Annotated in this window: 25 protein-coding genes and 1 pseudogene; 24 read left to right on the top strand and 2 right to left on the bottom strand. The window is 59.2% G+C overall.

Features of this window, described 5'->3' with window-relative positions:
- The first annotated feature begins 6 nt into the window (after positions 1–6).
- The 9 genes from ACRYRV_RS07815 to ACRYRV_RS07775 all read left to right on the top strand — a co-directional run bounded on the left by ACRYRV_RS07815 (position 7) and on the right by ACRYRV_RS07775 (position 5,640).
- Positions 7–288 carry a PAAR domain-containing protein gene (locus ACRYRV_RS07815; protein WP_309637413.1) on the top strand — a complete coding sequence of 94 codons (282 nt, stop codon included), beginning with the start codon at positions 7–9 and terminating at the stop codon, positions 286–288.
- Between the two features lie 135 nt (positions 289–423).
- Positions 424–1,308: a tetratricopeptide repeat protein gene (locus ACRYRV_RS07810; protein ID WP_444985480.1), complete on the top strand. Its 885-nt coding sequence runs from the start codon at positions 424–426 to the stop codon at positions 1,306–1,308.
- A 24-nt stretch (positions 1,309–1,332) separates the two neighbouring features.
- Positions 1,333–1,470: a hypothetical protein gene (locus ACRYRV_RS07805; RefSeq protein ID WP_444985481.1), complete on the top strand. Its 138-nt coding sequence runs from the start codon at positions 1,333–1,335 to the stop codon at positions 1,468–1,470.
- The gene (locus ACRYRV_RS07800) at positions 1,467–2,351 is read left to right on the top strand and encodes a tetratricopeptide repeat protein (RefSeq protein ID WP_444985482.1); all 885 of its coding nucleotides are present in this window, start codon (positions 1,467–1,469) and stop codon (positions 2,349–2,351) included. Before ACRYRV_RS07805 ends, ACRYRV_RS07800 begins: the two co-directional genes overlap by 4 nt.
- Positions 2,352–2,375: 24 nt before the next feature.
- Positions 2,376–2,657: a PAAR domain-containing protein gene (locus tag ACRYRV_RS07795; protein WP_309637413.1), complete on the top strand. Its 282-nt coding sequence runs from the start codon at positions 2,376–2,378 to the stop codon at positions 2,655–2,657.
- Between the two features lie 135 nt (positions 2,658–2,792).
- On the top strand, positions 2,793–3,035 hold the full coding sequence (locus ACRYRV_RS07790) for a hypothetical protein (protein ID WP_444985483.1): 243 nt from the start codon (positions 2,793–2,795) through the stop codon (positions 3,033–3,035).
- Between the two features lie 19 nt (positions 3,036–3,054).
- Positions 3,055–4,571, top strand: a protein-coding gene (locus ACRYRV_RS07785) for an IS3 family transposase (RefSeq protein WP_444986193.1) whose coding sequence is annotated in 2 segments (ribosomal slippage) — positions 3,055–3,489 and positions 3,492–4,571 — 1,515 coding nt in all. Because the reading frame shifts where the segments join, the coding sequence is not laid out codon by codon here.
- A 19-nt stretch (positions 4,572–4,590) separates the two neighbouring features.
- Positions 4,591–5,334, top strand: coding sequence for a tetratricopeptide repeat protein (locus tag ACRYRV_RS07780; RefSeq protein ID WP_444985484.1), 744 nt, complete (start codon positions 4,591–4,593; stop codon positions 5,332–5,334).
- Positions 5,335–5,358: 24 nt separating this feature from the next.
- Entirely contained in the window at positions 5,359–5,640 is a 282-nt protein-coding gene (locus tag ACRYRV_RS07775; protein ID WP_309637413.1) for a PAAR domain-containing protein, read from the top strand.
- 6 nt (positions 5,641–5,646) lie between these two features.
- Here the strand turns inward: ACRYRV_RS07775 and ACRYRV_RS07770 are convergent.
- A pseudogene (locus tag ACRYRV_RS07770) lies at positions 5,647–5,799 on the bottom strand (GTP cyclohydrolase II); the annotation flags it as partial.
- Here ACRYRV_RS07770 and ACRYRV_RS07765 point away from each other — a divergent pair.
- Together ACRYRV_RS07765 and ACRYRV_RS07760 are read left to right on the top strand one after the other, a co-directional pair.
- The gene (locus ACRYRV_RS07765) at positions 5,749–6,609 is read left to right on the top strand and encodes a DUF2345 domain-containing protein (protein ID WP_444989330.1); all 861 of its coding nucleotides are present in this window, start codon (positions 5,749–5,751) and stop codon (positions 6,607–6,609) included. The pseudogene ACRYRV_RS07770 and the gene ACRYRV_RS07765 sit on opposite strands and share 51 nt — an antisense overlap.
- Complete coding sequence (locus ACRYRV_RS07760) at positions 6,606–8,834, top strand: hypothetical protein (protein WP_444989328.1); 2,229 nt, start codon at positions 6,606–6,608, stop codon at positions 8,832–8,834. Before ACRYRV_RS07765 ends, ACRYRV_RS07760 begins: the two co-directional genes overlap by 4 nt.
- 52 nt (positions 8,835–8,886) lie before the next feature.
- On the opposite strand, the gene ACRYRV_RS07755 is transcribed toward ACRYRV_RS07760, so the two are convergent.
- On the bottom strand, positions 8,887–9,795 hold the full coding sequence (locus ACRYRV_RS07755) for a formylglycine-generating enzyme family protein (RefSeq protein WP_444985488.1): 909 nt from the start codon (positions 9,793–9,795) through the stop codon (positions 8,887–8,889).
- A 242-nt stretch (positions 9,796–10,037) separates the two neighbouring features.
- Here ACRYRV_RS07755 and ACRYRV_RS07750 point away from each other — a divergent pair, with 242 nt between their 5' ends.
- The 13 genes from ACRYRV_RS07750 to ACRYRV_RS07690 all read left to right on the top strand — a co-directional run bounded on the left by ACRYRV_RS07750 (position 10,038) and on the right by ACRYRV_RS07690 (position 23,100).
- Entirely contained in the window at positions 10,038–10,925 is an 888-nt protein-coding gene (locus ACRYRV_RS07750; RefSeq protein WP_444985489.1) for a hypothetical protein, read from the top strand.
- Positions 10,922–11,803, top strand: a complete 882-nt coding sequence (locus ACRYRV_RS07745; protein ID WP_444985490.1) for a tetratricopeptide repeat protein — start codon at positions 10,922–10,924, stop codon at positions 11,801–11,803. Before ACRYRV_RS07750 ends, ACRYRV_RS07745 begins: the two co-directional genes overlap by 4 nt.
- Before the next feature lie 24 nt (positions 11,804–11,827).
- The gene (locus ACRYRV_RS07740; RefSeq protein WP_309637413.1) at positions 11,828–12,109 is read left to right on the top strand and encodes a PAAR domain-containing protein; all 282 of its coding nucleotides are present in this window, start codon (positions 11,828–11,830) and stop codon (positions 12,107–12,109) included.
- A gap of 46 nt (positions 12,110–12,155) precedes the next feature.
- Positions 12,156–14,153, top strand: coding sequence for a hypothetical protein (locus tag ACRYRV_RS07735; RefSeq protein WP_444985491.1), 1,998 nt, complete (start codon positions 12,156–12,158; stop codon positions 14,151–14,153).
- Entirely contained in the window at positions 14,150–15,097 is a 948-nt protein-coding gene (locus tag ACRYRV_RS07730) for a tetratricopeptide repeat protein (RefSeq protein ID WP_444985492.1), read from the top strand. Before ACRYRV_RS07735 ends, ACRYRV_RS07730 begins: the two co-directional genes overlap by 4 nt.
- Before the next feature lie 59 nt (positions 15,098–15,156).
- On the top strand, positions 15,157–16,842 hold the full coding sequence (locus ACRYRV_RS07725; RefSeq protein WP_444984110.1) for an IS1634 family transposase: 1,686 nt from the start codon (positions 15,157–15,159) through the stop codon (positions 16,840–16,842).
- A gap of 289 nt (positions 16,843–17,131) precedes the next feature.
- A complete protein-coding gene (locus tag ACRYRV_RS07720) occupies positions 17,132–18,589 on the top strand; it encodes a hypothetical protein (RefSeq protein WP_445005984.1) in 1,458 nt (485 codons plus the stop codon).
- A 1-nt stretch (position 18,590) separates the two neighbouring features.
- Positions 18,591–20,276: an IS1634 family transposase gene (locus ACRYRV_RS07715; protein ID WP_444984110.1), complete on the top strand. Its 1,686-nt coding sequence runs from the start codon at positions 18,591–18,593 to the stop codon at positions 20,274–20,276.
- 64 nt (positions 20,277–20,340) lie between these two features.
- Positions 20,341–20,748 carry a hypothetical protein gene (locus tag ACRYRV_RS07710; protein ID WP_444985493.1) on the top strand — a complete coding sequence of 136 codons (408 nt, stop codon included), beginning with the start codon at positions 20,341–20,343 and terminating at the stop codon, positions 20,746–20,748.
- Between the two features lie 3 nt (positions 20,749–20,751).
- Positions 20,752–21,636 carry a tetratricopeptide repeat protein gene (locus tag ACRYRV_RS07705; RefSeq protein ID WP_444985494.1) on the top strand — a complete coding sequence of 295 codons (885 nt, stop codon included), beginning with the start codon at positions 20,752–20,754 and terminating at the stop codon, positions 21,634–21,636.
- Positions 21,637–21,660: 24 nt separating this feature from the next.
- The gene (locus ACRYRV_RS07700) at positions 21,661–21,777 is read left to right on the top strand and encodes a PAAR domain-containing protein (protein ID WP_444985495.1); all 117 of its coding nucleotides are present in this window, start codon (positions 21,661–21,663) and stop codon (positions 21,775–21,777) included.
- 135 nt (positions 21,778–21,912) lie between these two features.
- On the top strand, positions 21,913–22,794 hold the full coding sequence (locus ACRYRV_RS07695; RefSeq protein WP_444985496.1) for a tetratricopeptide repeat protein: 882 nt from the start codon (positions 21,913–21,915) through the stop codon (positions 22,792–22,794).
- Positions 22,795–22,818: 24 nt separating this feature from the next.
- Positions 22,819–23,100, top strand: coding sequence for a PAAR domain-containing protein (locus tag ACRYRV_RS07690; RefSeq protein ID WP_302140201.1), 282 nt, complete (start codon positions 22,819–22,821; stop codon positions 23,098–23,100).
- Positions 23,101–23,223: the final 123 nt, after the last annotated feature.

The raw sequence follows: 23,223 nt of genomic DNA, 5'->3' as shown, positions 1-23,223 counted from the left end.
GGATCGATGATGTTCAACCCCGGTGACGGTGTGATTCTGCTGGGTGATGCCACTACCCACGGCGGGCGGGTGATCAGCGGCCAGGCCCGCTATCAGGTGAATGGCAAGCCGGTGGCGGTGGTGGGCGACAAGGTAAGCTGCCCGAAGAAGGGCCACGGGGTGTGCAGCATCGTCGAGGGCCACCCCACCATCACCCTGGATGGCATCCCGGTGGCCTTCCATGGTTGCCACACCTCATGCGGTGCCAAGCTGATCTCGGCCTCGGGGGGCCGGCACGGGCTGGGGTGAGACCTGCCGCCCACTTCAATCGTGTTGATGACAGTCACAGCCATTCAGCGCAGCACGGGCCCTTCATTGACGGGCCCGTTTCTTCTTTATGAGCCAGTGGTGCCAGCTTTCTGGTGATGACATGGAGTGTCTTACGTGATCAGGTTGACTTTAATTGCTATCTTGCTGGTGCTTTCCCCGCTTGCCCAGGCGGGATTGATATTTGATGAAAGTGAAAAACTAGAGGAGATTTTCCAAAGTCAGAACTTCGACGTTAACCTGGTCAAGGCAGAGGGTGGCGACGTAAGGGCTCAGTATCTGGTGGGGGCGGCCTATCTGTACGGTCTCGAAGAGCAAGAGGTCGAGGTAGATCACGAGAAAGGCCTGTATTGGTTGAAGGTAGCCGCCAGGCAGGGGGCGGCCGAAGCCTTTGATGACCTCGCCATCGCCTATCGTGACGGGATAGGAGTGAAAAAAGATGCAGGCAAGTATGAGGCCTACCTTGCCGAATCTGCCGAGCGAGGAATGTCGGCTGCACGTCTGGAGATCATGAACCTTTACCGCTACGGCGATCCCGAGATTGGGGTCGAAAAGGATGAAGAAAAATATCTCTACTGGCTTGAATATAATGCAGAGGCTGGTTATCCATTTTTCATGATTAATTTGTCTCTTAGGTATCGAGACGGGCGTGGCTTAGAAGTGGATTATAAAAAGGCTTTTGAATGGATCATGCGGGCAGTTGAGCTGGATGATCTTACTGCTCAAAGAATGGCGGGTGAGTACTTCGAGAAGGGCATGGTGGTAGAAAAGGATCTGGTCAAGGCCTACATGATGTATGACCTCTCAGGTACTGTCCCCAGCACAAGAAGAGATGAACTGGAGGAGCGAATGACTGAGGAGCAGATCGAGGAGGCCATCGCTCGCTCCTGGCAGTGGCAGCTGGAGCGTAACAGCTACCGCCCCAGCTCCAACGGTAACCGCTATCGGCCCGACGTGAGCGACCTGGAGCCGCTGTCCCTCACGCCGGAATTGGATCAATAAAGGCAGTACCTTCAGGGAGGATTGATGATGTTCCACCCCACCCTCATCCTCGATGGTATCCCGGTGGCCTTCCATGGCTGCTACACGTCATGCGGTGCCAAGCTGATCTCGGCCTCGGGTGGCCGCCGGCGTTCTGGCGATGACATGGAGTGTCTTACATGATCAGGGTATTTGTCGTTGCGATCCTGATGGTGCTTTCCCCGCTTGCCCAGGCGGAGCGGGTGTTTGATGAAAGTGAAAAGGTGGTGGAGATTTTCCAAAGTCAGAATTTCGACGCCAACGTGGCCAAAGCAGAGGAGGGTGACGTTCGGTCTCAGTATTTAGTAGGGGCGGCGTACCTGTATGGTCTCGAGGTGCAAGAGGTTGAGGTAGACCACGAAAAAGGCCTGCACTGGTTGAAAGCAGCTGCCAGGCAGGGGGCTGCCGAAGCCTTTGATGAACTCGCCATTGCCTATCGTGACGGTATAGGGGTGAAGAAAGATGCAAGCAAGTATGAGGCCTACCTTGCCGAGTCTGCCGAGCGAGGAATGTCGTCTGCACGGTTGGAGATCATGAACCTATATCGTTACGGCGATCCGGAGCTTGGGGTCGAAAAGAACGAAGAAAAATATCTCCGCTGGGTTATGAACAACGCAGAAGCTGGCTATACATCCTCCATGATTACTTTGTCTCTTAGGTATCGAGAGGGGCGTGGTGTGGAAAAAGACCTTGATAAAGATTTTGAGTGGATCACGCGGGCGGTAGTGCTAGATGCGCCTTTTTCACATAGAGATGCAGCCGAACATTTCAAAAATGGGTGGGGGACGGAGCAGGACCTGGTCAGGGCTTATATGCTCTATGACCTAGCGAGCCCAGGGTCTAGTAATGATAGGGATGAAGTGGCAGAACGCATGACTGAAGAGGAAGTCGCAGAAGCCATCGCCCGCTCCTGGCAGTGGCAGCTGGAGCGTAATAGTTTCGCCCCCAGCTCCAACGGCAACCGCTATCGGCCCGATGTGAGCGACCTGGAGCCGCTGTCCCTCACGCCGGAATCGGATCAATAAAGCCAGTGCCTTCAGGGAGGATCGATGATGTTCAACCCCGGTGACGGTGTGATTCTGCTGGGCGATGCCACCACACACGGCGGGCGGGTGATCAGCGGCCAGGCCCGCTATCAGGTGAACGGCAAGCCGGTGGCGGTGGTGGGCGACAAGGTGAGCTGCCCGAAGAAGGGCCACGGGGTGTGCAGCATCGTCGAGGGCCACCCCACCATCACCCTGGATGGCATCCCGGTGGCCTTCCATGGCTGCCACACCTCATGCGGTGCCAAGCTGATCTCGGCCTCGGGGGGCCGGCATGGGCTGGGGTGAGACCTGCCGCCCACTGCAATCGTGTTGATGACAGTCACAGCCATTCAGCGCAGCACGGGCCCTTCATTGACGGGCCCGTTTCTTCTTTATGAGCCAGTGGTGCCAGCTTTCTGGCGATGACATGGAGTGTCTTACGTGATCAGGTTGACTTTAATTGCTATCTTGCTGGTGCTTTCCCCGCTTGCCAAAGCGGGATTGATATTTGATGAAAGTGAAAAGGTGGTGGAGATTTTCCAAGGTCAGGATTTTGACGCCAATCTGGCCAAGGCAGAGGAGGGCGACGTTCGGGCTCAGTATCTGGTAGGCCCTATGCGTCAACGTAGTTGTCACCCAAACGGATTGAGAGGTGATCAACGTGCGTTACCCCGCAGAACGTAAGGAAGCCATCCTCAAGAAGATGGCACCGCCCATGAGCATGACCATCCCGGAACTGGCCGAGCAGGAAGGCATCACCGCGACAACCCTCTACAATTGGCGGAAACAGGCCAGAGCACGAGGACAGGTTTTGCCATCACGTTCTACCCAGCCAGATCAGTGGACTAGCCAGGAGAAGTTCCAGATCGTCCTGGAGACAGCTCCGATGAACGAGGCTGAAGTCAGCGCCTACTGCCGCGAGCGCGGGCTCTATCCCGAGCAGGTGGAGGCCTGGCGGGATGCCTGCATGAACGCCAACGACGATGCGGCAGCGCAGGCCAAGCAGCTTCGCCAGGCGCGTAAGGCGGAGCAGAAGCGGCTCCGTAAGCTGGAGCGCGAGCTACACCGCAAGGACAAGGCCCTGGCCGAGACGGCGGCGCTGTTGGCCCTGTCAAAAAAGGCCGAGGCGATCTGGGGCACGACCAACGACGAGGACGACTGACCAGCCTCCCGGATCGCCAGCGTATCGTGACTCTGGTGCAAGACGCCCAGCGTGACGGTGCTCGGCTGGCCAAGGCCTGTCAGGTGATGGGCATCAATGTGCGAACCTATTACCGCTGGGTCGCGGAAGGCGAAGTGACGGCGGATCGCCGCCCCGACGCCGACCGCCCAGAACCGGCCAACAAGCTGTCGCCCGAGGAACGAGAGGCGATTGTGGTGCTGTGCAACGCCCCGGAGTATCGGAGCCGCCCGCCGGCCTTCATCGTGGCCGACCAGGCGGACAAGGGCCGCTACCTGGCTTCTGAGTCGACGATGTACCGAGTGCTTCATGAATATGACCAGCAACACCACCGGGGCCGACAGCAGGCCCCACAGCGCAAGCGACCGCCGACCACGCACCAGGCCACGGCACCAAACCGGCTTTGGTGCTGGGATATCAGCTGGTTACCGGGCCCTGCACGCGGTACCTGGTGGTACCTGTACCTGATCATGGACGTCTTCAGCCGCAAGATCGTTGGGCACGAGGTCTATGAAGCCGAGACCGGCGAGCTGGCCGCCGAGCTGATCCAGAAGGCCTGCTGGCGCGAGCACCTCACCGATCGTCACAAGCCTTTGATTCTGCACTCAGATAACGGCAGCCCGATGAAGGCGGCGACCTTCCTGGAGAAGCTCTACGACCTGGGCATCACCCCGTCGTACAGCCGACCAAGGGTCAGCAACGACAACGCCTTCGCCGAGTCGGCCTTCAAGACGCTGAAGTACCGGCCGGGCTTCCCCATCGACGGGTTCGCCACCCTGACTGAGGCTCAGGAGTGGGTCCAGCAATTCACCGAGTGGTATAACCACGAGCATCGGCACAGCGCCCTTCGCTACATCACGCCGAGCCAGCGTCATAACGGCGAGGCCAAAGGCATCCTGGCGCAGCGCCGGGAGGTCTTCGAGGCGGCGAAGCAACGTCACCCGGAGCGCTGGTCGGGTGACATCCGGAAACTCAGCCTGCCAGAGATAGTGCACCTGAATCCCGAGCGGGATCCGGTGCCACAGGCAGCAGGGCTTTAAAGAGCCAGAACCATTTTATATGCCAACTATGTTGACAGACTCCGTAGGGGCTGCCTACCTCTATGGCCTCGAAGCGCAAGAGGTCGATGTAGATGAAGAAAAAGGTCTGCACTGGTTGAAGGCAGCCGCCAAGCAGGAGGCAGCTGAAGCCTATTCTGAATTGGCGAGAATATACCGCGACGGAATGGGCGTGGAAAAGAACATCGGAAAATTCGAGAAGTATCTTGCCGAAGCGGGCGAGCGGGGACTGCTCTCAGCAAGATCGTATCTTCTGGATCTCTATCGAGATGGTGACCCCGAACTCGGTATCGAACCGGATGAGGAGAAATATATTTACTGGCTTGAAATTACCGCGGAAGATGGTTTGACCATATCTATGGAAAATCTAGCAGCTAGATATCGGCAGGGCCGCGGCGTTGAAAGGGACATTGATAAGTCATTCGCCTGGATCATGCGGGCAGTAGAAATGGGCGATCCTATTTCTTATAGAAGGGCGGCTGAATATTTTGAGAATGGCTGGGGGACGGAGCATGACCTAGTCAAGGCCTATATGTTCTACGATCAGGCAAGTCCAGCAGCCAATGCAGATAAGGCGAGAGTGGCAGAACAAATGACAGAGGAACAGGTCAAGGAAGCCATTGCCCGCTCATGGCAACTGCAAAGGGAAAATGAAGTGGTCAGGCCTGCTTCCGACGGCTACCGCTACCAGCCCGATGTGAGCGACCTGGAGCCGCTGTCCCTCACGCCGGAATCGGATCAATAAAGGCAGTACCTTCAGGGAGGATCGATGATGTTCAACCCCGGTGACGGTGTGATTCTGCTGGGTGATGCCACCACCCACGGCGGGCGGGTGATCAGCGGCCAGGCCCGCTACCAGGTGAACGGCAAGCCGGTGGCGGTGGTGGGCGACAAGGTGAGCTGCCCGAAGAAGGGCCACGGGGTGTGCAGCATCGTGGAGGGCCACCCCACCATCACCCTGGATGGCATCCCGGTGGCCTTCCATGGCTGCCACACGTCATGCGGTGCCAAGCTGATCTCGGCCTCGGGGGGCCGGCACGGGCTGGGGTGAGAACGCTCAGCCCTTGCGTTCGATATCCACGTCACTGGCCTGGGTGAAGTCGCCCAGCGCCATCATGTGGCCGAGCTTGCCGGCCTTGGTGGAGAGGTACTGCTCGTTGTGGGGGTTGAGGCCTGTGGTCAGCGGGACGCGTTCCGCGATGTGCACGCCGGCGCCGGCTGGGGCGGGGTCTTCGTCCCCCGCATCGGCCAGGAGGTGATCGTCGACTTCCTCGAGGGCGACCCCGACCACACCACCGCCCAGGGCGCCAGCCAGGGCGGGCGCGGCGAAGCCGCACGCCTCAGCGCCCCCTGGCTGCACCTCGCCTCGCCGGCGGGCATCGCCCTGAGCACCCCCGAATCCAGCCACCTGGCCCAGGGCCGCTCGCTGAGCGTGACCAGCGGCGAGGACATCAACCTGGCCGCCGGGCGCAGCCTGATCGCCTCGCTCTCCGAGAAACTCTCGCTGTTCGTGCAGCGCGCCGGCATCAAGCTGTTCGCCGCCCGGGGCAAGGTCGAGCTCCAGGCCCAGAGCGACAACCTGGAGCTGACCGCCGAGAAGGACGTGAAGATCACCTCCACCGAGTGCAAGGTGCGCATCGAGGCCGCCGACGAGATCCTGCTCACTAGCGGCGGCGGCTATGTGCGCATCAAGGGCGGCGACACCGAGATCCACGGCCCCGGCAGGGTCGACGTGAAGGGCGCCCAGCACAGCTTCGGCGGCCCGACGAGCATGGGCCGTGAGCTGATGACACTACCAGAGTCCCAGGGGCTGTATTCCGAGTTCTTCACTCTCCGGGATGAGCAGACCCAGGAGCCTCTCAAGTATGCCAAGTACCGAATCGAGACGGCAGAAGGCGAGGTGTTCGAAGGGCGCAGTGGCAGGGATGGGCGAACTGAAAAAGTCTTCACCAAGAAGCCACAGCAATTGAAAGTCACGGTGCTGGATCGCTTGGACGATGAGGGAGAGCTCCTTTCATGACAACCGGAACGAGTGGCCGAGCAGACGGTACGGCACAAACCAACCTTGCCTCCCGAGGACAGGACGCTCGTGTCGGGCGATCACCGTTGCTGTTCTATGCCGTGGGCAGGGAACAACTGATAGCCGTGCCTGGAGAGCAGGCGGCGGCATTCATGGAAGAAGCTCGCCTGATGGAGGCAACGGTTGAAGATTACCTGGAGTCAATAAAGGAATTGGATGCCCATCAGAGTAACTATGCTGCACTGATGTCGTCAGAGCAGGGCATGAGCTCAAACTATCTCAGCGATAAGCAACGTCTGGAAGAGCTCATCAGGCAGGCGCAACTCAAGGTGGACGAGAAAAACCAGGCGCTGAAAGAGGTGATCCAGCCACTGACGGATTTCAGCAGCGAGACCAACAAGGTGATGGAGTTGGTTCCCATCGTCCGGCAAGGGTCGCGGACAGAGTACTTTCGTCTGGCCTATGCGCGTTCCCACATCGTACAAGCGATATCTGAGGAAATCCCTCTTCCTGGCGGAAGCAACGTCAATGGTACCGACGGCAGTGTGCTGACCGAAGGTAAAGTGGATTGGGACAAGCTGGCCCAGCAGATGACCGCTGTCAGGAGCGCAGCAAAGATCAAGCTGGACTTCCCCTGGTTCGATGACTGGCTGAAGCTGGAAAAAGAGACAGTGGAGCTGTTCAAGTGGTCGGAAGAGATCAACAAGAACCTGGAAGCCAGGTACCCACGGGTCGAGGGTGGACGGCACGGCGACGAAGGCCATCAGGTCGATCTCGGTGCCGAAGCACAGCTGATGCGCTGGACATATGGGGCCAGCGGGCTGAGCGGTGAAATCAATCCCTTGGCAGGAAAGGTGACGGTCAAAGCAGGGGGCAATGCAGAGCTGGTGCTGGCCGAAGCCAAGTGTACGCTTGGCTACTATAGCCCGCCAGGCGGACTGATGCTGGCATGTGAAGTGCCCAACAATGATCCCCTGGATCTGGGCATGATCCGAACCCATACGTTCGTGAGCGTTGCCGGAGGCGTCGGGGCGAGCGTGGCTGCGGAAGTGGGGCTCAACGTCGAGATGCGTGCGGGTAAATTGCGTGCCAACGGCATAGAAAGCCACATGGTGGAATTCGGGCTGCCCGGAGAGCAGCGTGCCGTCATCCCGCGGGAGAGCAGCCATGATGCGGACACCGAGGCAAGGAACACCTTGGCCGCCTTTGCTGGTGGCCAGGCGGAAGCCACGGTTGGGGCGCAACTGGAATGGAAAAGCCCGGAAGAGGGCCATCGGTTCAAGCCCTTTGCCAAGACGGCTCCGGGAGTTGCCGCACTGGCGGGCGCTGGCGGCATGGCAGATTTTTTTATTCGCTACGAAAACGGCAAGTTTAGGCTCTCAGCCAAGGCTGGCTTTTGTCTGGGTGTGGGTGCCAGGGGAAAGCTGGACTTCGAGGTGGATGGCAGCCTGGTGCTGGAATTTGCCAAGTGGGTCTATCATCAGTTGAAAAACATTAACTATAGAAGGCTGTTCTTTATTGACGATGACGCCTTCCATGCTCTTTCAAATATAATATTAATGTCAGTTGCCTTTGGTAATGAATTAAAGGATAACATGCTGGCGAGGGCTGATGATATTGCTGAGGATGTTGGTAATTTCTTTGTTTCCATCTCTGAACAGAGCGCGGCGGCTGAGCAGCGAGGCCGTCTGGCAAAATCTATCAATAGAAATCCTGATGTTCTTCGCTATTCCACACCGGATGCCAAGGGAGCCATTGTCTATCGGCTGATGGAAGTTAATGCCTTCGACCGCTACCACCCCAGCAATAGAGACCTGCAAGGCTGGTTGGAAAATCCTAGCCTGTTCGGCGACATGACGGATCGCAAGGAAGCCATCATGAGTATTTTCAGAAACGTGCAGTCCGTCAGTGAGTATGAAAATGTAATGCAGCGAATTAAAGAAAGGATTGATGACAATAAGATCAATTGGCGAGATGGAGAGGGAAAGGTGTTAGAGTTTTTGGCTTTGGGAGAAAGAAGGCTTCCAACGCCTTTTTCTACTCACTATGATCGGGAGCTTATTTTCCTCTACGAGAGGCTGAGAGAGGTGGCGTCCATCGGGACGGAGGTGGTGGTTAACGATAGCCGGGCCTACAGTGGTCAGAGAGCGACTGCCTGGGAATTCCGTAAACCATGCATGAATGCTACGCAATGTCTGTTTGATGGTTATTCAAGTTACGCCTGACGATGAAATAGCAAGGGTGCCGCCTGATGGAGGCACCCTATTAAATCCAACGTTATAGTGGGTCAGGAAGGTTTACGGCGCAGCGAACTGTGTTGATACGAAAAACCGAATGTGTACGAAGTCCTCGGGGGTCATCAATGCTGAGGTCGGGGTTGGATTTGCTTCTTCTGATGACCAACAGAGACCTATCTGATTCTGAAGTTGAGGCTCCTCTTTGGACTTTCATATCACCCGACTCAGGCCCCTTGGGGTTATGCCCTGGAGAGATGCTGTAATAATTTTCATCATACCAGTCGTGGACCCATTCGTATCCATTAAGCCCCATTTGATAGAGGCCTAGTGGATTGGGTGGGTATAGCCCTATGGTATAGAGAGACAAGGCGTGATTGGCAGGAGTGCTGTCTCGGATCTCGTCTCTTGTTGGGAAGTTCTTTCCCCTCTCTGCGAAACGGCCATCGAAGGTGGAAAACGGATGAAACTCACCCCGTGAACGGGCGGCATATTCCCACTGTGCTTCCGTTGGCAGGGCAAAGGGCAGGCCCGTTTGATCACCCAGCCATTGGCAATAGTCACGGGCCTGGTACCAGTCGACGCCGGCGGGTACGTCCGGCGCGCGGTAGTCTACTTCCAGGCCCTCGGTATTGATCATCTCCTGGCCCGTCGCCTCGGTATAGACATCATAGTCGGCATAAGAGACCTGATAGGCCGAAATCGAGAAGCTATCGAGGGTGACCTCATGCAGGGGCTTGTTGTCCATGTCGGCACTGTAGGGCAGGCCCTCGGCCTTGGGATCGATGGGGCCGAAGTCGCCCATCTGGAAGCTCCCTCCTTCGACAAAGACCAGGTTGTCCATGGTCCTTTCGATCAGTGCCTTGACGGCTTGATCATTCTCGGGAGTGGCCTGGTGGTCCTCCTGGCTGTTGGCACTGCCGTCGCCACAGGCGGCCAGAACCAGTGTCATCAGAGCGACGGTGGGTACGTACCTACGGGAATACATCGATGCACATCCTTTGCTGACGTCGATAGGTAGAACAAACCTTATCATAGGTCGAATTCTGTGCGCTGTTGATCGGGGAATATCCTGACAAGTGACATCTAGCATCAGGCAAACAGCGCCATCCAGTTGCCCGTGGCCACCGCTGCCTGGCCACCAGCGGCACGCTGGCCGATGCGCGTATCCTCAGGGGCGCCCAGTACGACAGCGTGGCCCGGCACCTGGGCCGGGGGGTTGGCGCCATCGGCCTTATCGATGGCTTTCGGGCGCTGGGCGAGGCCGGCGCCATGGCCCGGCGCGGCGAGCTGCGCGAGCGGGTGCGCCACAAGCGGTATCTGGGGGGCGTCACCATCGGCGGCGGCATCCTCGCCATCGCCGCCAGCTCCCTGGTGCTGATTCCGCTGGTGATCGGCGTCATCAGCCTGGTACTGGTGTATCGGCTGGCCCGCCTGGTGCCGTGGCATATCGAGACCTGGCTACGCCGCAGCCTCTACGGCGTGCAATCGGAGCGGCTACGGTTTCAGCCGTTTGCCAACGGCCTGGAGGAGCAGGACTCGCTGACGATGGTGTTCAGCGGCATCGAGTTCGATATGGAAGCGCTGCGCACCAACTTCTCGATGCAAGACGCTCGTGCAGCGGCTGAACTCCACCGCCAGGCGCACGCCGACCGCCGTGAGCTGACCGCCGAGGAAAGGGAGTTCTTGCAAGGTGATAGCACCATGAACCTGACGGCCACGGCGAGCTTCCCGGAGGATCTGGCGGGGGAGTTAACGGTGTTAGTGAATCACCTGCCAGAAGAAGGGGGGAGTCAGTATCTGGGTGGGGCGCGCTATGTGGCTGGTGACATTGTGCCGGTGAACAGGAGAGGGCAGCAGCTAGATACATCCTATATGCCTCAACCGGAAAGTATTGGAGACGCTCAAGATGCCGCCCCTGATAGTAATCGGTTTGTATTGGGGAAAGAGGGCGAAAACAATGCCATGTTACTTGAAGCTGAGCTTGAAGTCGTAGGAGGGTGGCTGGAGGCTAGAGTTCTGTATCACACAGCAGGGAGTGAGGTAAAAAGAAGTGACTACGTTATGGAGTTGTCAAGATGATCAGGTTTTTTGTTTTTGCAATATTGTTGGTGGTTTTTTCATTCGCACAGGCAGAACGGGTGTTTGAAGGTGAAAAGCTGGTGGAAGTTTTTCAAAGCCAGGATTTTGATGCCAACCTGGCCAAGGCGGAGGAGGGCGATGTTCGGGCTCAGTATCTGGTGGGGGCCGCCTACCTTTATGGCCTCGAAGCGCAAGAGGTCGAGGTGGATCATGAGCAGGGGCGCTATTGGCTTGAGAAGGCAGCTGGCCAGGGAGCTGCTGAAGCCTATTCCGAATTAGCCAGGATATATCGCAACGGAATGGGGGTTAAACAAGATGCAAGAAAATATGAGAAGTATCTTGCCGAAGCCGCTGAGCGAGGAATGTCGTCCGCACGGCTGGATATCAAGGACCTTTACCGATATGGCGACCCCGAGGTGGGGGTCGAAAAGAACAATGATAAATACATTTACTGGCTTAGAAAGGAGGCCGAGGACAATCATCCATATGCGATGAGAAACTTGGCTATTACATATCGTCAAGGCCTCGGAGTGGAAGTGGATTTTGGGAAGTCCTTTGAATGGATAATGAAGGCGGTAGCGCTTGATGCACCTTTTACACATAGAGACGCGGCCCAGCATTTCGAAAATGGCTGGGGTACGGAGCAGGACCTGGTCAAGGCCTATATGCTCTATGACCTAGCGAGCCCAGGGTCTAGTAATGATAGGGATGAAGTGGCAGAACGCATGACCGAAGAGGAAGTCGCAGAAGCCATTGCCCGCTCCTGGCAGTGGCAGCTGGAGCGTAATAGCTTCGCCCCCAGCTCCAACGGCTACCGCTACCAGCCCGATGTGAGCGACCTGGAGCCGCTGTCCCTTACGCCGGAATCGGATCAATAAAGCCAATGCCTTCAAAGAGGATCGATGATGTTCAACCCCGGTGACGGTGTGATTCTGCTGGGTGATGCCACCACCCACGGCGGGCGGGTGATCAGCGGCCAGGCCCGCTATCAGGTGAATGGCAAGCCGGTGGCGGTGGTGGGCGACAAGGTAAGCTGCCCGAAGAAGGGCCACGGGGTGTGCAGCATCGTCGAGGGCCACCCCACCATCACCCTGGATGGCATCCCGGTGGCCTTCCATGGTTGCCACACCTCATGCGGTGCCAAGCTGATCTCGGCCTCGGGGGGCCGGCACGGGCTGGGGTGATCAACACGCTCTTCTGCAGCGCTGATGCGACTACGCCCAGTGGTTGATGCATGGCCTGCGCGATGCGCTGGACCGCTACGACCACCTTAACCCCCGCTATGGCGAGCGCGTGACCGAGATCGTCGGCAATGCCCTGAGGGGTGGCGTGCTCTCCGCCAGTAGCGCATGGGCCTGGGAGCATCTGCTGACGCAGCTGAATGACGCCGAAAATCCCATCGTGCGCGCCTACTTCCACAACCATCGTGAAACTGCGGAAGCCTTCGTGGCCGATGCCCTGGCGCTGGGGGAGGGCACCGCCTTCTTTGGCGAAGTGAAGCTCAAGGACTGGTTCAACCTGCTGAAAGGCCTGCGCGATGTAGCCAACAGCGGCCGGAGCCTGGCGGAATTCGAGGCCAGCCGCCGGGCGCTCTCTGATCTCGGCACCACCATCCTCGGCGCCGCAGGCGCCCTGCTGGGCCAGGAAGCGGCGGACCAGGCCGCCGGTGGCCGGCCTGTCGCTCCGCGCAGCGGGATCATGGTGCAGTATGCGCGGTTGTTGCAGGTCGATGGTTTGGTCACCACGCCGGATGCCAGCTTCGCTTCCGGTGCCAGCTATGTGGTCGAGATGGAGGTCACCATGGGCGACTATCGTCGCCTCGTCAGCTACCTGGCCAACCCGGACGGCTCGGCCCGCCGAGGCCCCGACGGGGAGCCGCGCTACGTCGACCCGCTGGAGAACGGCGCGCGTACCGGCGGCAACCTGCCCGGCCCCGACGTGGCGGACGCCACCCGCGTCAAGGTGCTGTGGCAGATCCGGGATAGCGATCTCGCGCGCGTCGCCGGCTATGTGGAGGGCATCGACGAAAACGCGCTGACCGCAGGAGGCAAGCCGGTCACCCTTCCCCTGGTGGAGCGCCAGCGCATCATCGACGAACAGCGGCGCCTGTGGGGGCGCCTGAGGGTCGGTGACAAGGCCGTCCAGCTACCCGTGACCGCCCTGGCGCTGCTCAGCTTCTTTGAAGCGGGCAAGTCCCTCGCCGACAAGCCGCGCAGCCTCGAGCACTGGTGGGGCCTGCTCGGTGCCATGGGGGCTCTCACCCAGCTCGCCTTCGAGAGGGCCGCCGGCAACGCGGTACGCCGCGGCCTGGCCACCAGCGGCACGCTGGCCGATGCGCGCATTCTCAGGGGCGCCCAGTACGGTAGCGTGGCCCGGCACCTGGGCCGGGGGGTGGGCGCCATCGGCCTTATCGATGGCTTCCGGGCGCTGGGCGAGGCCGGCGCCATGGCCCGGCGCGGCGAGCTGCGCGAGCGGGTGCGCCACAAGCGGTATCTGGGGGGCGTCACCATCGGCGGCGGCATCCTCGCCATCGCTGCCAGCTCCCTGGTGCTGGTTCCGCTGGTGATCGGTGTCATCAGCCTGGTGCTGGTGTATCGGCTGGCCCGCCTGGTGCCGTGGCATATCGAGACCTGGCTACGCCGCAGCCTCTACGGCGTGCAATCAGAGCGGCTACGGTTTCAGCCGTTTGCCAACGGCCTGGAGGAGCAGGACTCGCTGACGATGGTGTTCAGCGGCATCGAGTTTGATATGGAAGCGCTGCGCGCCAACTTCTCGATGCAAGACGCTCGTGCAGCGGCTGAACTCCACCGCCAGGCGCACGCCGACCGCCGTGAGCTGACCGCCGAAGAAAGGGAGTTCTTGCAAGGTGATAGCACCATGAACCTGACGGCCACGGCGAGCTTCCCGGAGGGTCTGGCGGGGGAGTTGACGGTCACGATCAACTATCACTCCGAGCAGGGGAATGAACAGAATTTAGGCGGGGCACGCTATGCGGCGGGTAACATTGTGCCGGTGGATCGGTATGGGCAAGAGTTTAGAGGGGATGACCCTTTATCTTCCCCATCGGGTATCGGGGTGTTTGAGTTGGAGCAAGAGGGTGAAAGAAAGACAATGCTGTTTGAAGCGGACCTTGACGCTGAGGGCGGAAGGCTAGTAGCAACTGTTCGATACGTTCCGATAGTGGGTGTGTTTCCGCAAGAGGACTATGTTATGGAGCTGTCAAGATGATCAAGGTGGTGTTGGTTGCAGTCTTACTGGTGCTTTCTCCTCTCGCACAGGCTGAGATTCTCTTTCAAGATGAAGACGTCTGGGATGCCTTTGTTGGTCAAGACTTTGATGCCAACCTTGTCAAGGCTGAAGAGGGCGATGCTAGAGCCCAGTACTTGATTGGGAGAGCGTATTTGTTTGGTCTGGAAGAGCAAGGTGTAAACGTAGACCAGGAAAAAGGCCTGTGCTGGATGAAGGCGGCGGCCGATCAAGGGGCTGCGGAGGCCTACTATGCACTAGGCGTTCTGTATCGCAGAGGGATCGGAGTCGACAAGGATGCTGGAAAATGGGAAGAATATATGATGGAGGCGGGCGAACAGTGGCTGCGTCCGGCGATGACAGATCTCCTAGACACTTATCGCGATGGTGACCCTCAAGTCGGGATAGATCAAGATGAAGAAAAATACCTCTACTGGCTTGAGAAAACCGCAGAAGATGGATTGCCGATATCCATGCGAAATATGGCCCGTCGATATCGAGAGGGGCGTGGCTTCGAAGTGGACTATGAAAAGGCATTCGAATGGATCATTCGAGCCGTGGAGCAGGATGATTCACTGGCGCAAGCATATGCAGGTGAATTTTTCGAACAAGGCCTCGGTACGGAGCAGGACTTTGTCAAAGCCTACATGATGTATGACCTGAGTACTGGTATAGGGCGAGAAGCTAAATATGAGCTGGCCGATAAAATGACGGAGGAGCAGGTCGAGGAAGCCATCGCCCGCTCCTGGCAGTGGCAGCTGAAACATGGTGTGGTTCGCCCATCCTCCGATGGCTACCGCTACCAGCCCGATGTGAGCGACCTGGAGCCCCCGAGTTCGACACTTCCAGCTCGATTTTGGCCTGAAATCGGCACTCATGGCATGGGAATTCAGAGACTTAGCCATTTCTGGCCGAATTCTTTGTAGTGACACGTTTTTCTCTTGGCACCTTGCCAGGCATGGATTGACCGGTCTATCGTGGTGACATGTTCGTCAAAGTCACCAAATCCGGCCCTCGCCGCTATGTGAAGCTCGTCGAGTCCTATCGCGACGAGGCCGGCAAGCCGCGCCAACGCGTGATCGCGACGCTGGGACGTCTTGAGGCCGTCACGGCCGGGGAATCCAGCGCGCTGATCAACGGCCTGCTGCGCGTCACCGGCCAGCCAACACTCGAGGAAGGCACCGGCGAGACCGACTTCGCGCCGGCGCGCTCCGTGGGTGATACTTGGCTGCTGACGTCACTCTGGAAAGAGCTCGGCCTGGATGACGCCTTCCGGCGTGTCTTGCGTAGCAAGCGCCAGTTCGATGCCGAGCGGCTGCTGCGGGTCATGGTGTTCAATCGGCTATGTGATCCGGAATCCAAGCTCGGGGTGCTGCGCTGGCTGGAAGATGTACTGGTGCCCGACGTCGACACGGCCTCGATCAGTCACCAGCATCTGCTGCGCACCATGGATACCCTGTCGGACTGTAGCGAAGCCCTCAATGACGTTCTGGCACAGCAGCTCAAGCCACTGATCGACCAGGAACTCTCGATCGTCTTCTACGACCTCACCACAATTCGGGCAGAAGGCAGTACCTCACTCGACGGTGATGTCCGTCAATACGGTCCCTCGAAGGAGGGCGGCATCGCCCGCCAGTTCATGCTCGGTGTCGTGCAGACGGCGGAAGGCTTACCCATTCACCACGAAGTCTTCGATGGCAATGTCGCGGAAACCCGCACGTTGCTGCCGACCATCGAGACGGTGGTCAAGCGCTTCAATGTGCGGCGAGTCGTACTGGTCGCCGACCGTGGCCTGCTCTCGCTGGACAATCTGGCTGCTCTGTCCGCCGTGCGTATCGAGGATCGCCCTCTGGAATTCATTCTGGCGGTGCCGGGCCGCCGTTATGGCGAATTCGATGCGCTGCTGAAGGCGTTTCATCAAGCGCACTGCCAGGATGTCGACGCCGAACACGAAGCCTACGGCGAGATGACATGGCAGGATCATCGGCTGATCGTGGCGCACCGGCCGGAGGTCGCCAAGGCGCAGACGGCGGCACGTGATCAGAAGATCGAGGCGCTGCAGGCCGATGCACGCCAGTGGTTCGAGAAGCTGGACAACCAAGATGCTGGGCGTCGCTACCGCGGCAGAAAGCTCTCCGATGCCGGCGTCACCGCCAGGTTCTACAAGGCCGTCACCGACGCTCACCTCGGGCATATCCTAAAGGTCGATCTGACCGCCGAGACGTTCAACTATGTCCTGGATCAGCGCGCGCTCGATCGCGCCAGGGTGATGGACGGCAAGCTGCTGTTGGTCACCAACATGGCCGACCACGACCCGAAGGAGATCGTGGAGCGCTACCGGGCGCTGGCAGACATCGAGCGCGGCTTCCGGGTGCTGAAGAGCGACATCGAGATCGCGCCGGTCTATCACCGGCTGCCGGATCGCATCCGTGCCCATGCGCTGATCTGCTTCCTCGCCCTGGTGCTTTACCGGGTGCTCCGGATACGGTTGAAGGCCAGCGATCACTCACTGTCGCCGACGCGGGCACTGGAGATTGCCCGCAAGATCCAATTCCACCAGGTCCTGCTTCACCGTCGCGAGACGGCGAGCGGCCTGACCAAACTGAAGCCTGAACAACGCGATCTCTTCGAGGCCATTGGACTACCGGCGCCGACTGCATCTCGCTTGTAGTGCCAATTTTGAAAACGCGTTTCCAGGCTAATCAGTGGCTTACGCTTCTATCTGTCGAACTCGGGGGAGCCGCTGTCCCTCACGCCGGAATCGGATCAATAAAGGCAGTGCTTTCAGGGAGGGTCAACGATGTTCAACCCCACCCTCATCCTCGATGGCATCCCGGTGACCTTCCATGGCTGCCACACCTCATGCGGTGCCAAGCTGATCTCGGCCTCGGGTGGCCGGCACGGGCTGGCGTGATCAACACGCTCTTCTGCAGCGCTGATGCGACTACGCCCAGCCGCTGATGCATGGCCTGCGCGATATGGCCAACAGTGGCCGGAGCCTGGCGGAATTCGAGGCCAGCCGCCGGGCGCTCTCTGATCTCGGCACCACCATCCTCGGCGCCGCAGGCGCCCTGCTGGGCCAGGAAGCGGCGGACCAGGCCGCCGGTGGCCGGCCCGTCGCTCCGCGCAGCGGGATCATGGTGCAGTATGCGCGGCTGTTGCAGGTCGATGGTTTGGTCACCACGTCGGATGCCAGCTTCGCTTCCGGCGCCAGCTATGTGGTCGAGATGGAGGTCACCATGGGCGACTATCGTCGCCTCGTCAGCTACCTGGCCAACCCGGACGGCTCGGCCCGCCGAGGCCCCGACGGGGAGCCGCGCTACGTCGACCCGCTGGAGAACGGCACGCGCACCGGCGGCAACCTGCCCGGCCCCGACGTGGCGGACACCACCCGCGTCAAGGTGCTGTGGCAGATCCGGGATAGCGATCTCGCGCGCGTCGCCGGCTATGTGGAGGGCATCGACGAAAACGCGCTGACCGCAGGAGGCAAGCCGGTCACCCTTCCCCTGGTGGAGCGCCAGCGCATCATCGACGAACAGCGGCGCCTGTGGGGGCGCCTGAGGGTCGGTGACAAGGCCGTCCAGCTACCCGTGACCGCCCTGGCGCTGCTCAGCTTCTTTGAAGCGGGCAAGTCCCTCGCCGACAAGCCGCGCAGCCTCGAGCACTGGTGGGGCCTGCTCGGTGCCATGGGGGCTCTCACCCAGCTGGCCTTCGAGAGGGCCGCCGGCAACGCGGTACGCCGCGGCCTGGCCACCAGCGGCACGCTGGCCGATGCGCGCATCCTCAGGGGCGCCCAGTACGGTAGCGTGGCCCGGCACCTGGGCCGGGGGGTTGGCGCCATCGGCCTTATCGATGGCTTTCGGGCGCTGGGCGAGGCCGGCGCCATGGCCCGGCGCGGCGAGCTGCGCGAGCGGGTGCGCCACAAGCGGTATCTGGGGGGCGTCACCATCGGCGGCGGCATCCTCGCCATCGCCGCCAGCTCCCTGGTGCTGATTCCGCTGGTGATCGGCGTCATCAGCCTGGTCCTGTTACGTCGGCTGGTACAGCTGGTTCCGCTGAATGTACGCACCTGGCTACGCCGTAGCCTCTATGGCAGTCAACAGGCGGGCTACCGCTTCCAGCCATTCGCCAACGGCCGGGAAGAGCAGGAGTCCCTGATGATGGTGTTCAGCGGTATCGAGTTTGATATGGAAGCGGTGCGCTTGACCGAAACCTTTGGCGGGGCAATGCTGGCCTCATCAATTCACCAGGGGGCGATGTTCCCCCGAGTTCGACACTTCCAGCTCGATTTTGGCCTGAAATCGGCACTCATGGCATGGGAATTCAGAGACTTAGCCATTTCTGGCCGAATTCTTTGTAGTGACACGTTTTTCTCTTGGCACCTTGCCAGGCATGGATTGACCGGTCTATCGTGGTGACATGTTCGTCAAAGTCACCAAATCCGGCCCTCGCCGCTATGTGAAGCTCGTCGAGTCCTATCGCGACGAGGCCGGCAAGCCGCGCCAACGCGTGATCGCGACGCTGGGACGTCTTGAGGCCGTCACGGCCGGGGAATCCAGCGCGCTGATCAACGGCCTGCTGCGCGTCACCGGCCAGCCAACACTCGAGGAAGGCACCGGCGAGACCGACTTCGCGCCGGCGCGCTCCGTGGGTGATACTTGGCTGCTGACGTCACTCTGGAAAGAGCTCGGCCTGGATGACGCCTTCCGGCGTGTCTTGCGTAGCAAGCGCCAGTTCGATGCCGAGCGGCTGCTGCGGGTCATGGTGTTCAATCGGCTATGTGATCCGGAATCCAAGCTCGGGGTGCTGCGCTGGCTGGAAGATGTACTGGTGCCCGACGTCGACACGGCCTCGATCAGTCACCAGCATCTGCTGCGCACCATGGATACCCTGTCGGACTGTAGCGAAGCCCTCAATGACGTTCTGGCACAGCAGCTCAAGCCACTGATCGACCAGGAACTCTCGATCGTCTTCTACGACCTCACCACAATTCGGGCAGAAGGCAGTACCTCACTCGACGGTGATGTCCGTCAATACGGTCCCTCGAAGGAGGGCGGCATCGCCCGCCAGTTCATGCTCGGTGTCGTGCAGACGGCGGAAGGCTTACCCATTCACCACGAAGTCTTCGATGGCAATGTCGCGGAAACCCGCACGTTGCTGCCGACCATCGAGACGGTGGTCAAGCGCTTCAATGTGCGGCGAGTCGTACTGGTCGCCGACCGTGGCCTGCTCTCGCTGGACAATCTGGCTGCTCTGTCCGCCGTGCGTATCGAGGATCGCCCTCTGGAATTCATTCTGGCGGTGCCGGGCCGCCGTTATGGCGAATTCGATGCGCTGCTGAAGGCGTTTCATCAAGCGCACTGCCAGGATGTCGACGCCGAACACGAAGCCTACGGCGAGATGACATGGCAGGATCATCGGCTGATCGTGGCGCACCGGCCGGAGGTCGCCAAGGCGCAGACGGCGGCACGTGATCAGAAGATCGAGGCGCTGCAGGCCGATGCACGCCAGTGGTTCGAGAAGCTGGACAACCAAGATGCTGGGCGTCGCTACCGCGGCAGAAAGCTCTCCGATGCCGGCGTCACCGCCAGGTTCTACAAGGCCGTCACCGACGCTCACCTCGGGCATATCCTAAAGGTCGATCTGACCGCCGAGACGTTCAACTATGTCCTGGATCAGCGCGCGCTCGATCGCGCCAGGGTGATGGACGGCAAGCTGCTGTTGGTCACCAACATGGCCGACCACGACCCGAAGGAGATCGTGGAGCGCTACCGGGCGCTGGCAGACATCGAGCGCGGCTTCCGGGTGCTGAAGAGCGACATCGAGATCGCGCCGGTCTATCACCGGCTGCCGGATCGCATCCGTGCCCATGCGCTGATCTGCTTCCTCGCCCTGGTGCTTTACCGGGTGCTCCGGATACGGTTGAAGGCCAGCGATCACTCACTGTCGCCGACGCGGGCACTGGAGATTGCCCGCAAGATCCAATTCCACCAGGTCCTGCTTCACCGTCGCGAGACGGCGAGCGGCCTGACCAAACTGAAGCCTGAACAACGCGATCTCTTCGAGGCCATTGGACTACCGGCGCCGACTGCATCTCGCTTGTAGTGCCAATTTTGAAAACGCGTTTCCAGGCTAATCAGTGGCTTACGCTTCTATCTGTCGAACTCGGGTGTTCCGCCCGCTGAATGAGACGGAAACGCAGCTCCTGCAAACCATCAGCCTGACGGCCACGGCGAGCTTCCCGGAGGATCTGGCGGGAGCGTTGACAGTTTTAGTGAATTACCAAAATGAAGCGGGGGATGAACAATATTTGGGCGGGGCAAGATATGCCGATGGTGACATTGTGCCCGTAAATAGAAATGGTCAAGATCTTACCTCTTCTGATACAAGAGGCGTGGGTAGGGCAAGGGCGTCCATTCCAGAGGGTAGTGTGTTCGAATTGGAACAGGATGGCGAAAAAAAGACAATGCTGCTTGAAGTGGATTTCAATTTCGAGTCAGGATTTCTGGTGGCTGAGGTTGTCTATCTTTCCGAAGTTGGTGAGAGGCAATATCAGCCGTTTAGGATGGAGCTATAGGACATGGCTAGATGGGTTTTTGCTTGTGTTGTTTTTTTTATTTTTCCGCTCGCCCAAGCGGGGTTGGTGTTTGATGAAAGTGAAAAGGTGGTGGAGATTTTTCATAGCCAGGATTTTGACGCCAACTTGGTCAAGGCAGAGGGAGGCGATGTTCGGGCTCAGTATCTAGTGGGGACGGCCTACCTCTACGGACTCGAAGAGCAAGAGATCGAGGTAGACCACGAGAAAGGCCTGCACTGGTTGAAGGTGGCCGCCAAACAGGGGGCGGCAGAAGCCTATGATGAACTCGCCATCGCCTATCGTGACGGGATAGGGGTGAAAAAAGACGCCAGTAAGTATGAGGCCTACCTTGCCGAATCTGCCGAGCGAGGAATGTCGGCTGCACGTCTGGATATCATGGATCTCTATCGAGAAGGTGATCCTGAGCTTGGTATCGAACCTGATGAGGAAAAATACCTCTACTGGCTTGAGAAAACAGCAGAGGATGGGGTGCCGATTTCCATGAGAAATATGGCCCGTCGATATCGGCAGGGACGTGGCTTTGAAGTGAATTATGAAAAGGCTTTTGAATGGATCATTCGAGCCGTGGAGCAGGATGATTCACTGGCGCAGGCATATGCGGGTGAATTTTTCGAACAAGGCCTTGGCACGGAGCAGGACTTGGTCACGGCCTACATGATGTATGATCTTGCAGGGTGGGCAGACAATGAAGAAAGAGATGAGGTAGCGAAGAAAATGACGGAAGAGCAGATCGGAGAAGCTATCGCCCGTTCCTGGCAGTGGCAGCTGGAGCGGAACAGCTACCGCCCCAGCTCCAACGGCTACCGCTACCAGCCCGACGTGAGCGACCTGGAGCCGCTGTCCCTCACGCCGGAATCGGATCAATAAAGCCAATGCCTTCAGGGAGGATCGATGATGTTCAACCCCACCCTCATCCTCGATGGCATCCCGGTGGCCCTCCATGGCTGCCACACGTCATGCGGTGCCAAGCTGATCTCGGCCTCGGGGGGCCGGCACGGGCTTGAGTGAGGCCTGCCGCCCACTGCAATCGTGTTGATGACAGTCACAGCCATTCAGCGCAGCACGGGCCCTTCATTGACGGGCCCGTTTCTTCTTCATGAGCCAGTGGTGCCAGCTTTCTGGTGATGACATGGAGTGTCTTACGTGATCAGGTTGACTTTAATTGCTATCTTGCTGGTGCTTTCCCCGCTCGCCCAGGCGGAGCGGGTATTTGAAGGCGAAAAGGTGGTGGAGCTTTTTCAAAGCCAGGATTTTGACGCCAACCTGATCAAGGCAGAAGAGGGCGACGTTCGGGCTCAGCATCTGGTGGGGGCCGCGTACCTGTATGGTCTCGAAGTGCAACAGGTCGAGGTGGACCATGAGCAAGGGCGCTATTGGCTTGAGAAGGCAGCTGGTCAAGGAGCCGCTGAAGCCTATTCCGAATTAGCCAGGATATATCGCAAGGGCATGGGGGTGGAAAAAGACGCCAGCAAGTATGAGGAGTATCTTGCTGAATCCGGTGAGCGAGGCATGCGCTCGAGAAGGCTAGAGCTTTTGGATCTCTATCGAGATGGTGACCCCGAGCTCAATATCGAGCCGGATGAGGATAAGTATATTTATTGGCTTCAAGTCACCGCGGAAGATGGTTTGACCATATCCATGGAAAATCTAGCAGTGAGATATCGGCAGGGTAGAGGCGTTGAAAGAGATCTTGAAAAAGCCTTCGAATGGATCATTCGAGCCGTGGAGCAGGATGATTCACTGGCGCAGGCATATGCAGGCGAATTTTTCGAACAAGGCCTCGGTACAGAGCAGGACTTTGTCAAAGCCTACATGATGTATGACCTGAGCACTGGTATTGGGCGAGAAGCTAAATATGAGCTGGCCGATAAAATGACGGAAGAGCAAATCGAGGAAGCTATCGCGCGCTCCTGGCAGTGGCAGATGAAACATGGTGTGGTTCGCCCATCCTCTGATGGCTACCGCTACCAGCCCGATGTGAGCGACCTGGAGCCGCTGTCCCTCACGCCGGAATCGGATCAATAAAGGCAGTACCTTCAGGGAGGATCGATGATGTTCAACCCCGGTGACGGTGTGATTCTGCTGGGCGATGCCACCACCCACGGCGGGCGGGTGATCAGCGGCCAGGCCCGCTATCAGGTGAACGGCAAGCCGGTGGCGGTGGTGGGCGACAAGGTAAGCTGCCCGAAGAAGGGCCACGGGGTGTGCAGCATCGTCGAGGGCCACCCCACCATCACCCTGGATGGCATCCCGGTGGCCTTCCATGGCTGCCACACCTCATGCGGTGCCAAGCTGATCTCGGCCTCGGGGGGCCGGCACGGGCTTGAGTGAGGCCTGCCGCCCACTTCAATCGTGTTGATGACAGTCACAGCCATTCAGCGCAGCACGGGCCCTTCATTGACGGGCCCGTTTCTTCTTTATGAGCCAGTGGTGCCAGCGTTCTGGTGATGACAT

The sequence above is a fragment of the Halomonas mongoliensis genome (genome assembly GCF_052496345.1).
Note: the sequence above shows the minus strand (reverse complement) of the source record. Positions and strands in the feature narration are given on the sequence as shown.

Coding starts and splice junctions, on each gene's coding strand:
- ACRYRV_RS07795 (WP_309637413.1), top strand. CDS start 2,376: ATGATGTTCAACCCCGGTGACGGTGTGATTCTGCTGGGCGATGCCACC.
- ACRYRV_RS07780 (WP_444985484.1), top strand. CDS start 4,591: ATGCCAACTATGTTGACAGACTCCGTAGGGGCTGCCTACCTCTATGGC.
- ACRYRV_RS07700 (WP_444985495.1), top strand. CDS start 21,661: ATGATGTTCAACCCCACCCTCATCCTCGATGGCATCCCGGTGGCCCTC.
- ACRYRV_RS07800 (WP_444985482.1), top strand. CDS start 1,467: ATGATCAGGGTATTTGTCGTTGCGATCCTGATGGTGCTTTCCCCGCTT.
- ACRYRV_RS07760 (WP_444989328.1), top strand. CDS start 6,606: ATGACAACCGGAACGAGTGGCCGAGCAGACGGTACGGCACAAACCAAC.
- ACRYRV_RS07735 (WP_444985491.1), top strand. CDS start 12,156: ATGCATGGCCTGCGCGATGCGCTGGACCGCTACGACCACCTTAACCCC.
- ACRYRV_RS07745 (WP_444985490.1), top strand. CDS start 10,922: ATGATCAGGTTTTTTGTTTTTGCAATATTGTTGGTGGTTTTTTCATTC.
- ACRYRV_RS07690 (WP_302140201.1), top strand. CDS start 22,819: ATGATGTTCAACCCCGGTGACGGTGTGATTCTGCTGGGCGATGCCACC.
- ACRYRV_RS07775 (WP_309637413.1), top strand. CDS start 5,359: ATGATGTTCAACCCCGGTGACGGTGTGATTCTGCTGGGTGATGCCACC.
- ACRYRV_RS07705 (WP_444985494.1), top strand. CDS start 20,752: ATGGCTAGATGGGTTTTTGCTTGTGTTGTTTTTTTTATTTTTCCGCTC.
- ACRYRV_RS07755 (WP_444985488.1), bottom strand. CDS start 9,795: ATGACACTGGTTCTGGCCGCCTGTGGCGACGGCAGTGCCAACAGCCAG.
- ACRYRV_RS07815 (WP_309637413.1), top strand. CDS start 7: ATGATGTTCAACCCCGGTGACGGTGTGATTCTGCTGGGTGATGCCACT.
- ACRYRV_RS07720 (WP_445005984.1), top strand. CDS start 17,132: ATGCATGGCCTGCGCGATATGGCCAACAGTGGCCGGAGCCTGGCGGAA.
- ACRYRV_RS07740 (WP_309637413.1), top strand. CDS start 11,828: ATGATGTTCAACCCCGGTGACGGTGTGATTCTGCTGGGTGATGCCACC.
- ACRYRV_RS07725 (WP_444984110.1), top strand. CDS start 15,157: ATGTTCGTCAAAGTCACCAAATCCGGCCCTCGCCGCTATGTGAAGCTC.
- ACRYRV_RS07805 (WP_444985481.1), top strand. CDS start 1,333: ATGATGTTCCACCCCACCCTCATCCTCGATGGTATCCCGGTGGCCTTC.
- ACRYRV_RS07715 (WP_444984110.1), top strand. CDS start 18,591: ATGTTCGTCAAAGTCACCAAATCCGGCCCTCGCCGCTATGTGAAGCTC.
- ACRYRV_RS07730 (WP_444985492.1), top strand. CDS start 14,150: ATGATCAAGGTGGTGTTGGTTGCAGTCTTACTGGTGCTTTCTCCTCTC.